The organism is Verrucosispora sp. WMMA2121 (genome assembly GCF_027460185.1).
Lineage (GTDB): Bacteria > Actinomycetota > Actinomycetes > Mycobacteriales > Micromonosporaceae > Micromonospora > Micromonospora palythoicola.
Genome location: NZ_JAPZBH010000006.1, coordinates 3,057,054 through 3,069,893, shown reverse-complemented (window position 1 = coordinate 3,069,893; position 12,840 = coordinate 3,057,054). Strand labels below are relative to the sequence as shown.

9 protein-coding genes and 2 pseudogenes are annotated in these 12,840 nt (G+C 74.8%); 5 read left to right on the top strand and 6 right to left on the bottom strand.

Going from position 1 to position 12,840, the window contains the following annotated elements; genetic code table 11:
• Nucleotides 1-71 precede the first annotated feature (71 nt).
• Nucleotides 72-2,945 (bottom strand): helix-turn-helix transcriptional regulator, encoded by a 2,874-nt coding sequence (locus O7605_RS22700; RefSeq protein WP_269741029.1) that lies wholly within the window; start codon nt 2,943-2,945, stop codon nt 72-74.
• 137 nt (nt 2,946-3,082) lie between these two features.
• On the opposite strand from O7605_RS22700, the pseudogene O7605_RS22695 reads away from it, so the two are divergent.
• Nucleotides 3,083-4,306 (top strand): annotated as a pseudogene (locus tag O7605_RS22695) (adenylate/guanylate cyclase domain-containing protein); the annotation flags it as partial.
• 750 nt (nt 4,307-5,056) lie between these two features.
• Here O7605_RS22695 and O7605_RS22690 read toward each other — a convergent pair.
• Both O7605_RS22690 and paaI read right to left on the bottom strand, forming a co-directional pair.
• The gene (locus O7605_RS22690) at nt 5,057-5,623 is read right to left on the bottom strand and encodes a dienelactone hydrolase family protein (RefSeq protein WP_269742722.1); all 567 of its coding nucleotides are present in this window, start codon (nt 5,621-5,623) and stop codon (nt 5,057-5,059) included.
• Between the two features lie 151 nt (nt 5,624-5,774).
• Nucleotides 5,775-6,137 (bottom strand): annotated as a pseudogene (paaI, locus tag O7605_RS22685) (hydroxyphenylacetyl-CoA thioesterase PaaI); the annotation flags it as partial.
• Nucleotides 6,138-6,462: 325 nt separating this feature from the next.
• Between paaI and O7605_RS22680 the strand changes: the two are divergent.
• Both O7605_RS22680 and O7605_RS22675 read left to right on the top strand, forming a co-directional pair.
• Nucleotides 6,463-7,221, top strand: coding sequence for a class I SAM-dependent methyltransferase (locus tag O7605_RS22680; protein WP_269741027.1), 759 nt, complete (start codon nt 6,463-6,465; stop codon nt 7,219-7,221).
• 35 nt (nt 7,222-7,256) lie between these two features.
• Entirely contained in the window at nt 7,257-7,967 is a 711-nt protein-coding gene (locus O7605_RS22675) for an MBL fold metallo-hydrolase (RefSeq protein ID WP_269741026.1), read from the top strand.
• A gap of 22 nt (nt 7,968-7,989) precedes the next feature.
• Here O7605_RS22675 and O7605_RS22670 read toward each other — a convergent pair whose 3' ends face one another.
• Nucleotides 7,990-8,325 (bottom strand): hypothetical protein, encoded by a 336-nt coding sequence (locus tag O7605_RS22670; RefSeq protein ID WP_164450181.1) that lies wholly within the window; start codon nt 8,323-8,325, stop codon nt 7,990-7,992.
• A 120-nt stretch (nt 8,326-8,445) separates the two neighbouring features.
• Nucleotides 8,446-9,708 (bottom strand): MFS transporter, encoded by a 1,263-nt coding sequence (locus tag O7605_RS22665; protein ID WP_269741025.1) that lies wholly within the window; start codon nt 9,706-9,708, stop codon nt 8,446-8,448.
• 154 nt (nt 9,709-9,862) lie between these two features.
• Between O7605_RS22665 and O7605_RS22660 the strand changes: the two genes are divergently transcribed.
• The gene (locus O7605_RS22660) at nt 9,863-10,846 is read left to right on the top strand and encodes a LacI family DNA-binding transcriptional regulator (protein ID WP_269741024.1); all 984 of its coding nucleotides are present in this window, start codon (nt 9,863-9,865) and stop codon (nt 10,844-10,846) included.
• An 18-nt stretch (nt 10,847-10,864) separates the two neighbouring features.
• Here the strand turns inward: O7605_RS22660 and O7605_RS22655 are convergent, their stop codons facing one another.
• On the bottom strand, nt 10,865-11,491 hold the full coding sequence (locus O7605_RS22655) for a TetR/AcrR family transcriptional regulator (RefSeq protein WP_269741023.1): 627 nt from the start codon (nt 11,489-11,491) through the stop codon (nt 10,865-10,867).
• A 67-nt stretch (nt 11,492-11,558) separates the two neighbouring features.
• Between O7605_RS22655 and O7605_RS22650 the strand changes: the two genes are divergently transcribed.
• Nucleotides 11,559-12,716, top strand: a complete 1,158-nt coding sequence (locus tag O7605_RS22650; RefSeq protein ID WP_269741022.1) for an FAD-dependent monooxygenase — start codon at nt 11,559-11,561, stop codon at nt 12,714-12,716.
• Nucleotides 12,717-12,840: the final 124 nt, after the last annotated feature.

The window sequence follows — 12,840 nt, the reverse complement described above, 5'->3', positions numbered from 1 at the left end:
CCGTTGCGACGCCGGGCTCAGCCTGTCAGGCGTCCGCCGCGCGGACATCAGTAGAACGACGTATCCGACACCTACGCGCGACTACGCAGGAAGATGGCGCTCGCCTGGACCCGGGTACGTACCTGGAGCTTGTCGAAGATGTGTGACACGTGGACCCCGATGGTCCGCTCGCTGATGAACAGTCGCTGGCCGATCTCCTTGTTGGTGAGCCCTTCGGCCACCGCGGCCAGCACCTCACGTTCCCGCGCGGTCAGGGCGGCCAGTTCCTCACCACCCGACCCGTCCGGCGTCGGCATCCCGACCGCGTCGCGCTCCTCCAACGCGACCCGGGCCCGCCCGGCGAGCGTACGGATCTCGTCGGTCAACGGCACCGCGCCCAGCGACTGCGCCATCTGGTACGCCTGGCGCAGCAGCTTTCCCGCGGTGGCGGCCTTGCGGCGACTGGCCAGCAACGCCTCCGCCTGACGCAGCCGCGAGTACGCCGCCGGGTACGGATGGTTACGGTGGTCCCACTCGGCCGCGGCCCGTGCCCACAGCTCCGGATCCGCCCCGTCGAGCCGACTCACCTCGGCGGCGCACAACGCCAGGTACCCGTCGACCACGTAGCGCACCGGCCGGGCCGCCCGTTCGCTGCGCTCCGCCACCCGGTCGGCGATCCCGCGCAGCCGGCGCACCGCGTTGTCGTCGACGGCGACGGTACGGCTGGCGTGTGCCTCCGCCTCGGCGCGCAGCCCGTGCCAGACCAGCACGGCGAGGATGACCAGGTCGTCGGAGCGGGTCTCGGTCAGGCCCCGCTGCACGGCGTGCCGGGCCACCTCGTGCCGCCCCTGCCACATGGCCAGCCCGGCCCGCAGGGTGAGCAGCGGAATGACGTGCCGGGCACCGCCGCCGGCCAGGATGGTCGCCACCGCGTCCAGATCCCGGTCGGCCGCCTCGACGTCGCCGTAGCCGACCGACAGCCGGCAGCGGGCCAGCAGCAGTTCGACGGCGTCCGCGCCGGAGGGACGGTGCCGCAGGGCCGAGGCGACCACCTTCTCGGCCTCGGCCCACTGTCCCACCCGGAACAGTCCATTGGTGGCGATGGCCAGCAACCGGGTCTCGTAGGACCGACCCAGCCCCAGCTCGGCGACCCGCTCGGCCCCCCGGCGGGCGACCACGACGCCCTCCTCGAGGATGTTCAGCGGCCCGGTCAGCAGCTCGGCCAGGTGCAGGTAGGCCAACGCGACGTCCTCCGGGCGGCCGGCCCGCTCGGCGGTGGCCAAGGCCCGCCGCAGCACCGCCAGGCCGGCGTCCGGATCCTGGCGGTACGCCTCGGAGAAGCCCAGCGCGGCGCTGGCCAGCACCACCTCGGTGGTCGCGCCCTCCACCTGCTCGGCCAGGGCCAGCGCCTCGCGCGCCCGCTCGCCCGCCTCGGCGTACCGGCCGAGTTGCAGCAGCAGCTCCGCCCGCCGGGCGGCGGCGGTGGCCCGCTGCCCGGGGGTGCAGTCGGCGACGGCGAGTGCCTGCTCGTACTCCACCTCGGCCAGTGCGGAACGGCCGGCGGCGGCCAGGTAACGGGCCCGCCGGATGTGCAGCTCGCAGGCGGGAAGGGCGGTGTCCGCCCCGGCCAGTTCTTCGAGCAGGGCCAGCGCCCGCGCGTACTCACCACAGTGGTGCGCCGCCTCGGCCGCCCGCCCGAGCAGCGCGGCCCGGTCGACGTCGGGCAGCCCCTCGGCCGACTGCACCGCCACCGACCAGTGGCGATGCGCCTCGGCGTAGCCGTACAGCCGCTCCGCCTCCTCGGCGGCGGCCACCGCCGCCGGCAAGGCCCGCTGCGGCTCACCGGCCAGCCGCCAGTGATGGGCCAACCGGGCCTGGTGCAACTCGGCGGGCGCGGAGGTCAACGCCTCGGCGTAGCGGCGGTGCAGCACCGCCCGTTCGGCGGGCAGCAGCTCGTCCTCCAGCACCTCGGCGACGAGCCGGTGACGCAGCCGGTAGCCGTCGGCGGACCCGACGAGCAGCCGGTGGGACACCGCCGCCCGAACCGCGTCGAGCAGCTCGTGCTCCGGCAGCCCGACCACTCGGGCGAGCAGCCAGTGCTCCACCGGTTCGACGCCCGCGGCGACGGCGTGCACGGCCCGGTGGGCCGGTCGCGGCAGGGCGTCCACCCGGGCCAGGAAGACCTCGCGCAGGGTGTCGGACAGGCCGTCCCGACCGTCGCGCAGCTCCCGGGAGAGTTCCTCGACCACGAAGGGGTTGCCGCCACTGCGCTGCCACAGCTGCTCGGCCGCCTCTGGCGTCAGTGGCCGACGCATCACCGCGGTGGCCAGTTCCTCGGTGCCGGCCCGGTCCAGCGGAGCCAGATCGAGCACCCGCACCGACCGCAGGCGGCGCAGCTCGGTGAGCACCCGGCGCAACGGATGCGCACCCTGCAGCGACTCCGAGCGCACCGCCGCGAGCACCGACAGTTGCAGGTCACCGAGGCCGGCGAGCAGATACAGCAGAAGCTGCCGGGTGGTCCGGTCGACCCACTGAAGGTCGTCGAGCACCAGCACCAGCGGGCGGCCGCCGGCGATCACGTGCAACCCCCGGGACACCCGCTCCAGCAACGCACCCGCGCCGTCCGGGCCGGCCCGGTCCTCGGCGAACACCCCGAGCAACGCGCGCACGGACGCCGCGGCCGGCGGGGCGAGGTCGGCGTCGAGGCGGCGCAGCGCCTGTCGCAGCGGGTGCAGTGGGGAGGCGTCGCCGATGTCCAGACAGGACCCGGTGAGCACCAGGGCTCCCCCGTGACCCAGCTGGTCGCCGACCTCGCTCAGCAGCCGGGTCTTGCCCACGCCGCTCTCACCGGTCAGGAACACCGCCGCGGTGTGTCCCGGCACCACGTCGTCGAGCAGCGCGGATCGTACCGTCGCCACCAGGTCGTCCCGACCCACGAGCGGTGTGGTGTCCACGTCGCTGGCCATGGCTCGCAGCCTAGTCACAGGTTCCGCCCCCGTTCTACAGGTGCCGGGCGTCTGTCCTACTCATCGCGTCGACATTGCGACCAAAGGTTGCGTCCGGCCGACATACGTCGTTCTGCCGATCCGCCGTCAGACCAGCGATGACAGGCTCCGGACATCGTCGGCGCGAACGGGGGGAGAGGCAGGGTGCGATCTCCATGCCCAGTTCTGTTGTCGCTGGTCAGGCCGCCGCAGGGCGGATGCGTTGGCCCGTGGCGGAGGAGCGGCGGACCGTCACGGTCCTCTTCGTCGACATCGTCGGGTCGACCCGGTTGGTCGACCGGCTCGACCCGGAGGACGTCCGCGCCCTGCAACGGGCCTACTTCGGCGGCGTCGCACGGGTGCTGCGCCGGTGGAACGGCGCGGTGGAGAAGTACGTCGGCGACGCCGTGATGGCCCTGTTCGGCGCGCGCCGCGCGGACGGATGGGACGCGTACCGGGCGGTGCGCGCCGGGCTGGAGATCCAGCGGGTGCTCGACGGTCTCCGGCTGGCTCCCGGGCTGCGGGTCCGGGTCGGCGTCGCCACCGGCGAGGCCGTCGTCGACCTGGCCACCGACCACGACGGCGGGCACGGCGTCGCCAGCGGCGCGGTCGTCACCCTCGCCGCCCGGCTACAGGAACACGCCCCACCCGGTGGGGTGGCACTCTGCCCGGCCACCCATCGGGCCGTCGCCGGGCTGATCGCCCAGCGCCCGGTCCCGGCGGTGACCGTCGCCGGCAAGGCCCTGCCGGTCGACGTCTGGCACGCCACCGGCACCGAACGTCCCCGACCGCCACGCCACGCCGGCGCACTGCTCGGCCGGCGACGGGAGTTGGCCGTCGCCCGCGAGCACCTCGCCGAGGCCACGCGTGGGCGCGGCGACCGCCGGGTGCTGCTGCTCGGCCCGCCCGGTAGCGGGCGCAGCAGCCTGTTGCGGGAACTGGTGCGGACCACCGGCACGCTGGACGGGGTTCCGGTGCGTTGGTGTCCCACGGCCTGCCCGCCCTATCCGGAAGCCCCGCTGCAACCCATCGCGGACCTGGTCCGCGGGCTGGCCCGGGCTCGCGTCACCGACGACACCGAGACGGTACGCGGCCGGCTCGCCGCCGCCCTGACGCCACTGGTGCCGGCCGACCTGCTGACGCCCGCCCTGGACACTGTGGACGACCTGCTCGGGGCTCAGCTCGGCCAGTCCCGCGCGGTGACGTACTGGTGGGAGGTGCTGCTGAGCCTGGCGCGACGGCAACCGGTGGTGGTGGCCGTCGACGATCTCGACCGTGCCGCGCCGGCGCTGCGCCGCGAACTGGCCACGCTGGTCGACCTGGCCGACGAACGTGACCTGCCGCTGGTGCTGGTCGCGACCGGTGACCGGGAGCGCGGCGTCGCCGCACGCCGGGGGGCCCGGGTGCGCCTGTCGCCGCTGGACACCATCAGCTCCGGCCGGCTGCTGCGCCGGCTGCTGCGCCGGGCCGGTCAACCGAGCGGGTTGACTACCCGGCTGATCGCCGTGACCGCTGGCAACCCGGGGCGTGCGGTGGCCTACGTCCGCATGCTCACCGCGCTGGCCGGATTCGGTCGGCCGGGCCGGTTCGGGGCGGACAGCGACCTGGCCGCGCTACCCGTACCGGAGGGCGTCCGTCGGGTCGTCGAGGCCCGGCTGGACCGGCTCGGCGGTGGTGCGCGTGCGGTCCTGATGGCCACCGCGCTGCTGCCGGGACGCACGGTGGCGGAACTGGCCGAGGTCCTTGACTGGCCGGCTGCCCGGGCGGCGACGGAGCTGGCCGCCCTGACCCGCGACGGCCTGCTGCTCACCCGGCCGGCCGGCGGCTACGAGGTGGCCGACCCGGTGGTGCGGCAGGTCGCCCGGGCCCGGCTGCCCCGAGCCGTGCGCGCCGCCTTCGCCCGGCGGGCCGCGCGAGGCGCGGCGACGAGCGCGGCGGGCCCGGACCATCTCGACCCGGACCGCGCGGCCGGCACCGTGCCGGCGACCCGCGTGCCGCGCCACCGGGAGTCGCCTCCGGCGCGCCGGGCCGGGATGCCGGCCCCGACCAGCGGTCCCGTCGCGCGCTTCGGTTGCCGGCCCCGGACGGTCAGGTCAGCGTCGGGCGAGGAAGGCCGTGACCCGGTCCCAGGTCAGCGCCGCGGCGGCCGGGTCATGGTCGGCGACGGTCGGGTCGGTGAAGAGGTGCCCCACCCCGGGATACCGGTGGGCGACGAGATCCGCTCCGGCCGTGGTCATCTCCCGCTGCCACGCCTCGACCTCGTCGGGCGGGTCGTAGACATCCGGGTCGGCCAGGTGCAACTGCACCCGCAGGCCCGGCCGGACCGCCGCCGGGGACCCTCCGGTGCCGTGCAGCAACAGCAGGCCGGCGGCCGCTGGTCGTTCGGCGAGCAGCGCGCCAGCGACCCCGGCACCCATCGAGAAACCGGCGAGCACGGTGTCGGGCGGCAGGCCGTCGAGCGCCGCGCGTGCCCGGTCCAGCACGGTCTGCTGGCCGATCCGCTCCAACAACGCGAATCCCTCCGCCACGGAGTTAACGGCGGGCACGCCGTACAGGTCGGGCGCGTGCACCTGGTGGCCGGCGGCGCGCAGCCGGTCGGCGGCCGCCAGCACCGCCGGTCGCAGCCCGTACACGGAGTGGAAGAGCACGACATGTCCCATCGGGACATCGTGCCCGACCCCGGCGCCCCCGGCGGGTCGGCGCGCTCGGGTGCCGTACCGGGCGGCCGGCTCAGCGGCGCTGGTCGGCTGCCGGCGCTCGGTCCCGCTCCCCCGGTTCCGGTGCGCCACCGTCGGGATCAGGCATCGGCCGCAGCGTCCGGCTCTGGCCGCGGAACTCCGCGACCACCTCCCCGTCCGCCCGGCACACGGTGACGTCGTAGATGCCGCTGCGGCCGTACCGGGTGCGCTCGCTGGCCCGGGCGACGAGTACGTCTCCCCGCCGGGCCGGGCGGACGAAGGTGATGTCGGCGCCGGCGGCGACGGTCACCGGACCGTGGCTGTTGCAGGCCAGCGCGAACGCGGTGTCGGCCAGCAGGAAGACGAAACCGCCGTGCGCGATGCGGTGTCCGTTGACCATGTCGTCGGTGATCCGCATCCGGGCCACCGCCGTGCCGTCGGCGGCGCTGAGCAGCTCGATGCCGAGCCGGTTGGAGGCCACGTCGGCGTCGAACATCTCGTGCGCGGCGGTGCGCTGTGGTTCCACCTGGTGTCCAGTCCGTTCCGGCCGGGCGCCTCGCCCTCGCTCAGGAAAATCATGGCAGCACCGGTCGGTGCGGTCTCCCGCGGGCCCGCCCGAGCGGAGGCGGCTGCCGGTCCAGGTCGACGACGGCGTGGCGGGTGGTCCGGTCCTGCGGCGCGGGTGCCGGCCGAGGCGCGACCGGGCCGGACCGCTGTCCGGTCCGACCCGATCCGATCATCGCTCCGCCATTCTCTCGCAGTTGCAAAAGGTTGGCAACAAGGCTGGACAGGTTGGTCGTTCCGTAACTAGCGTGATGGTCATGAGTCCTTACATCAGCAATGTCGCCGCCTGGCAGGAAAGTTGGGACCGCCAGCAGGAGGCGTACCTGCCCGACCGCGAGCACCGGTTCGCCACCATGCTCGACGCCGTCGACGCCGTCCGCGAGGCCACCCCACCCCGGCTGCTGGACCTGGCCGGCGGCACCGGCACCATCTCCCTGCGGGCCCTGCGCCGCTTCCCCGACGCCGAGGTCACCCTGGTCGACCTCGACCCCGCGCTGCTCGCCCTCGCCACCGCCTCCCTCGACGACCGGGCCACCATCGTCGCGGCCGATCTCAGTCGGCCGGACTGGACCACGGCTCTGCCGCACCAGCGCTACGACGCCGTGCTCACCGCGACCGCCCTGCACTGGCTGCCGGCGGAACGGTTGCGCGCCCTCTACCCGGAGATCCACGACCTGCTCCGACCGGGCGGTGTGTTCGTCAACGCCGATCACATGCCCGACGACGGTCTGCCCGAGTTGACCAAGCGGCTGCTCGCCCGCGCCGAGGAACACCGCGCGGCCCGGTACGCCGCCGGTGCCGTGCTGTCCTGGTCGCAGTGGTGGGAACAGGCCGGGCAGGACCCGAACCTGGCTCCGCTGGTGCGGCAGCGGCACGCCATCTACCCGACCGGGCACAGCCCGGAGTGGACGCCGCCGATCTCCTGGCACCTCACCGCCCTCGCCGACGCCGGCTTCACCGAGGTCGGCACCCTCTGGCGCGGCGCCGCCGACGCCGCCGTCATCGCCGTCCGCTGACCCCCACGGCAGGGGGTGGGGGCTAGGGTGCGGTGATGGTGGTGGCGTTCGAACATCTCGCGGGGCGGGTGTGGCTCTGTCCGGGGGATCCTGATCCGGATCTGGTGCAGGCGGGCGTCGCGGTGATCGCCGACGAGCGGGGCAGTGTGCTCGTGGATGCCGGGCAGAGCCCGTCGCACGCCCGCGAGATCCAGGCGGCGCTCCGGGCCGCCGGCCTACCGGCACCCCGCTGGCTGGTCTACACCCACCACCACTGGGATCACGTCTGGGGTGCCTGCGCCTGGCCGGACGTGGAGATCGTCGGGCACGTCAGCGGTGCCGAACTGCTGCGCGCCGAGTCGAACCGGCCGTGGAGCGTGCGGTACCTGCGCGAGGAGGTGCTGCGCAACCGCCGGCTCGGGCCCAGCTTCCGGGCCCGCGCGCTCGCCGTGGACTCCTGGGACGAACTGCGGGTGCTGCCCCCGACCCGGGTCTTCGTCGACGAGCTGGAGCTGCCGACCGGCGTCCTGGTACGCCACGTCGGCGGCCGGCACGCCCCGGACTCCACGATCGTGGTGGTACCCGATTCGGGGGTGATGCTGCTCGGTGACAGCTGGTATCCGCCGCCGGCGCACCTACGTACGCCGGCGGACGAACCGGATCTCGCGCTGGTCGGCCGGCTGCTCGACGACGACATCCGCTGGTACGTCTCCAGCCACAGCCCGCCGATGACCCTCGACGAGGCCCGGGCGGCGGTGGCCGGCTGAACCCCTGCCGGCCCAGGCCGACTCAGCGGGCGCGGCGCTCCGGATGGGCCCGGTTCCAGGCCCGCATCCGATCCGGGTAGCCGACCTTGGTGGCCTCGTAGAGCGGAACGGCGTGTTTGCGGGCCAGGGCACCGGCGGCGCGCGGCGTGCCGGTGCGACGGCGGATCCACTCCCCGTCGTGGGCGATGGCCATCACGGTGGTGTCGGTGGCGGTGGTCTCCGGCTCCAGGTAGAACTCCACCCCCTGCCGGCTGGTGGCGAACTGCTCCAGCGCGGCGAGGTCCTCGGGGGTGGCCTCGCGGTCGAGTTTCGTCGGGGTGCCCTGCGCGGCTCGTGACCGCCGGCTGAACCAGCCCATGCCCGGCTCCTCTCCTCGGCGTGCCTCCCAGTGCACCACCGTCACCTGGCAGATCCCTGTGAGCCGGCTGCGAATCCCCGGCGCGTGGCACCACCCGACGGCCTGCCGGGCGACGTCCCGCTACCCGGTCGGCTCCACCGAGCCCGCCCGCGCCGGCGCCCCCGTGCCGCCGGCGACGGGCGGGCGGGCCGCCGGGACCAGCAGCAGGGTCGGCAGCAGCAGCAGCGGTACGACGAGCAGCGCCCGCAGCGTGCCCACCTGGTCACCGAGCAGACCCAGCAGCGGTGGCCCGGCCAGGAACGCCGTGTAACCGATCACCGCGACCACGCTGACCCGTACGTGCGCGTGCTCCTCCTCGTCGGCGGCGGCGCTCATCCCCACCGGGAAGCCGAGCGAGGCACCGATCCCCCACAGCGCGACGCCGACCACGGCGACCGGACCGGAGCCGGCGAGCACCGCCAGGCCGGCGCCGACGATGGCGAGCAGGATGGTCGTGGTCAGCACCGGCCCCCGCCCCCAGCGGTCCAGCGCGACCGTGCCGACGGTGCGGCCCAGCGTCATGCCGACCACGAAGACGCCGAAGACCGCCGCGCCGGCCGCCTCGCTGAAGCCGTAGCCGTCGACGAAGGCCACCGCCAGCCAGTCGTTGGCGCTGCCCTCGGCGAACGCCGCCGCCAGCACCAGCAGGCCGATGAGCAGGGTGCGTGGCTCCCGCCAGGCGGCCAGCAGCCGACGACGCCCGGTCGAGGCGCCGGCCGTGTCCGGCTCGACCGGCAGGAACGCGCGGGCCCCGAGCAGCGTGCCGCCGAGCACCAGGGCGGCCAGCACACCGAGGTGCACGGCGACCGGGACACCCAGGCGGGCGGCCCCCGCGCCGAGGCCCGCGCCGGCCACCGAGCCGAGGCTCCAGGCGGCGTGGAAGCGTGGCATCACCGTCCAGCCGAGTCGCCGTTCGACCGCCGCGCCCTCGACGTTCATCGCCACGTCACAGGTTCCCGAGCCGTAGCCGAGGGCGAACAGACCCAGCGCCACTCCCGGTAGTGACACGGCCACCCCCGCCGAGAATCCGGCGATGATCAGCCCGAGCGCGACGAGCAGGGTGGACGCCGCCACGGCCCGGGCCGCGCCGAGGCGCTGGGCGACCAGGCCGGCGGTGGGCATGGCGAGGATCGCCCCGAGAGACAGGGCGAGCAGCAGCAGGCCGAGCCGCCCCGGGCTGAGGCCGAGGCCGTCGCGGATCGCCGGCACCCTGGCGAACCAGGTGGCGACGGCCAGTCCGTTGAGGGCGAACACGACGGCCACCCCGTTACGGGCGGCCAGCACGGCGCCCGACGGGCCGGGGTTGGTCGGCGGGGTGGCGGGGGTGGTGACGGCGGGATCCACGTACTTTCCGGTCCTCTCCTCGGACAGTACGACGATCACACACCTGGGAGCGCTACCACCACAATCCGCCTCCGGTCCTTACCAGCAGCCGTCGGGCACGGCATGATGCTGGTGGGCGCCCAGGCGGGCGCGAGCAACAACGGGGAGAACGATCATGACGACGGCAGCGCGCCGCCCGGCGACCCTGGACGACGTGGCCCGGGCCGCCGGGGTGTCCCGTTCGACGGCGTCCCGGGTCCTCGCCGGAAACGGCTTCGCGTCACCGACCGCCCGGGAGCGGGTACGCACCGCCGTGAACCTGCTCGGCTACGTGCCGAACCCGGCGGCGCGGGCGCTGGTGCACGGTTCCGGTGTACGGCTGCTGATCGCGGTGGCGGGCACCGACCCGGCCGTCCTCGACGACCCCTACGTCGACCAGGCCGTCGCCGCGGTGGCCCGGGCCTGCACGCCGCACGGTCTGGGCGTCGCCGTGCAGTGGATCCCGCTGGCGGAACCGCAGCGGCTGACCCGGTTGACCGACGACCGGGGCGTGGCCGGCCTGGTCCTGCTCAACACGACACCGGCGCTGCTGGACCTGGTGCCGCGCCGGCTGGCTGGCCGGGCCGTGTCGATCGGGATCGGTTCGGCCAGCGTGCCGTCGGTGGACATCGACAACGGCGGCGGCACCACCGCGATCGTCCGCCACCTGTACGACAGCGGCCGGCGGCGGATCGCCATGGTCACCGGTCCTCGCTGGCTGGCCTGCGCGAACCGCTCCGTACGGGCGTACCGGGCGCTGGTGCACGAGGCCGGCCTGCCGGCCCGGGAGGTGGTCGGCGACTTCAGCGCGACCCGGGGGTACGCCGCCGCCCGGGAGGTGCTGCGACGCTGGCCGGACACCGACGCGATCGTCGGGATCAGCGACGCGACCGCGCTCGGGGTGATCGGCCGGCTGCGCGCCGACGGCATCCGGGTGCCCGACGATGTCGCGGTGACCGGCTTCGACGACATCCCGCTGGCCGCCACGGTGGCGCTCACCACGGCCAGTCACCCGGTACGGCAGATCATCACCGCGGCCGCGACGATGGTGCTGGAACAACGCTCGGCACCGGAGACGACGGTCTTCCCGTCGACTCTCGTGGTACGCGGCAGCGCCTGAGTTCCACCCGTCGTCCGCTCAGCCGACGAGGGCGCGCAGCAGGTCACGGACCGCCTCGGTCAGATCGGCACGACTGGCCGGCGTGCCGGGTGCCGGCGCGCTGAGCGCACCGGCGCCGACGAGCCGGTCGAACAGCAGGCCGTCGACGAAGGCGACGAACCGGTGACCCCGGCGGCGGGGGTCCGGGGCACCGGCGCGGGTGAGCAGGTCTTCGGCCTGGGCCCGCAGCACCACTCCGTGTTCCAGGATGGTCCGCAGTTGCGGTCGATGCACCGCCTCCAGCAGGCAGGCGTACCGGGCCAGGGTGCGTGTTCGGGCGGCGGAGAGCCAGTGGTCGAGCACCCCGGCGATACCGGCGGCGAGCCGGTCGAGGTCCGTCGGGGACAGCGGCGGTCCCGTCGGCACCGACGGCGCCCCGCCGGGTAGGTCGTGGCCGGCGATGTCGGCGCGGTCCAGTTCCGCGAGACGCCGCACCACCGCCTCGATCAACGCCTGCCGGGTACGCAGGTACGCCGAGGTGGTTCCCGTGGGCATCCCGGCGCGCACGTCCACCGCCCGGTGGGTCAGGCCCCGCATGCCGCTCTCGGCGATCAGCGCGATGGCGGCGTCGGCCAGTACCGCGACCCGTTTCTCCCGCCCACCCAACCGGTGCCTCCCGCCATGGTTCTACGGATGTAGTATGCCCTTCTACAGGCGTAGAAAGGTGGTCGCCGTGACGGAGAGACATGCGGTCGTGGCCGGCGCCGGCATCGGTGGCCTGGCCGCCGCGCTCGCCCTGCACCGGCGGGGCTGGCGGGTCACCGTGCTGGAGCAGGCCCCGCAGCCGCGTGAGGTCGGCGCGGGAATCACGCTGATGGCGAACGCGGTACGCGGGCTGGACACCCTCGGCCTCGGCACCGAGGTACGCCGGTTGGGGCGCGACGGGGCCACCGGCGGGCTGCGCACCGCCGACGGGCGCTGGCTGTCCCGGGTGGACGCGGCCGAGCTGGAACGGGTTCTCGGCACCACCGCGCTCGGCATCCACCGGGGCGCCCTGCACCGGGCGCTGCGCGAGGCGCTGCCGGCCGAGGCGCTGTGGACCGGTTGCGCGGTGTCAGACGTCGACCCGGCCAGCGGCACGGTGCGCTACCAGCGCGGCGGTGCGTCGGCCGAGCTGTCCGCCGAGCTGGTGGTCGGCGCCGACGGGCTGCGCAGCACGCTGCGTACCCGGCTCTGGCCGGACAGTCCGCCACCGGCGTACTCGGGCTCCACCGCCTGGCGGGCCGCGATCACCTTCGACGGGCCGGTCCCCGCGGCGGTCAGCTGGGGGCCGGGCAGCGAGTTCGGCATGGTCCCGCTCGGCGACGGCCAGGTCTACTGGTACGCGGCGATCACCGCCCCGCCCGGCGGGCACGCCGCCGACGAGCTGGCCGAGGTACGCGAACGCTTCGGCCACTGGCACGACCCGGTACCGGCGCTGCTCGCCGCCACCGGAGCTGACGACGTGCTGCGCGACGACCTGTACCACCTGGCCAGGCCGCTACCGCACTACGTGCGCGGCCGGGTGGCCCTGCTCGGCGACGCGGCGCACGCGATGACCCCGCATCTGGGGCAGGGCGCCTGCCAGGCGATCGAGGACGCGGTCACCCTCGGTGCGGTGGCCGGCCCGGCGGTCGACGTTGCGGCGGCGCTGCGCGCGTACGACCGGCTGCGCCGGCCCCGCAGCCAGGCCGTCGCCCGCGCGGCCGCCCGTACCGCGCGGTTCGGCCAGGAACTGCGCCACCCGGCGGCCATCGCGGTACGCAACGCGATGCTGCGCCTGACGCCGGGCCGGATGGCGCTGCGGGGCATGGCCCGCCACGCCGACTGGCAGCCACCACGACCCGCCTGACACCGGAGCGACGCGACTCGATCAAGTAATTGTGGTCAACCTTTCAGAATATCCATTCTGTCGGTTCGTGACCTCGGCCGAATGTGACGGGATCCCGGTAAGATCGGCGACTGGCATGTGACTG

Excerpts from the sequence above, each read along its gene's own strand:
- O7605_RS22670 (WP_164450181.1), bottom strand. The coding sequence starts at position 8,325 with ATGGGCTGGTTCAGCCGGCGGTCACGAGCCGCGCAGGGCACCCCGACG.
- O7605_RS22690 (WP_269742722.1), bottom strand. The coding sequence starts at position 5,623 with ATGGGACATGTCGTGCTCTTCCACTCCGTGTACGGGCTGCGACCGGCG.
- O7605_RS22660 (WP_269741024.1), top strand. The coding sequence starts at position 9,863 with ATGACGACGGCAGCGCGCCGCCCGGCGACCCTGGACGACGTGGCCCGG.
- O7605_RS22700 (WP_269741029.1), bottom strand. The coding sequence starts at position 2,945 with ATGGCCAGCGACGTGGACACCACACCGCTCGTGGGTCGGGACGACCTG.
- O7605_RS22680 (WP_269741027.1), top strand. The coding sequence starts at position 6,463 with ATGAGTCCTTACATCAGCAATGTCGCCGCCTGGCAGGAAAGTTGGGAC.
- O7605_RS22675 (WP_269741026.1), top strand. The coding sequence starts at position 7,257 with ATGGTGGTGGCGTTCGAACATCTCGCGGGGCGGGTGTGGCTCTGTCCG.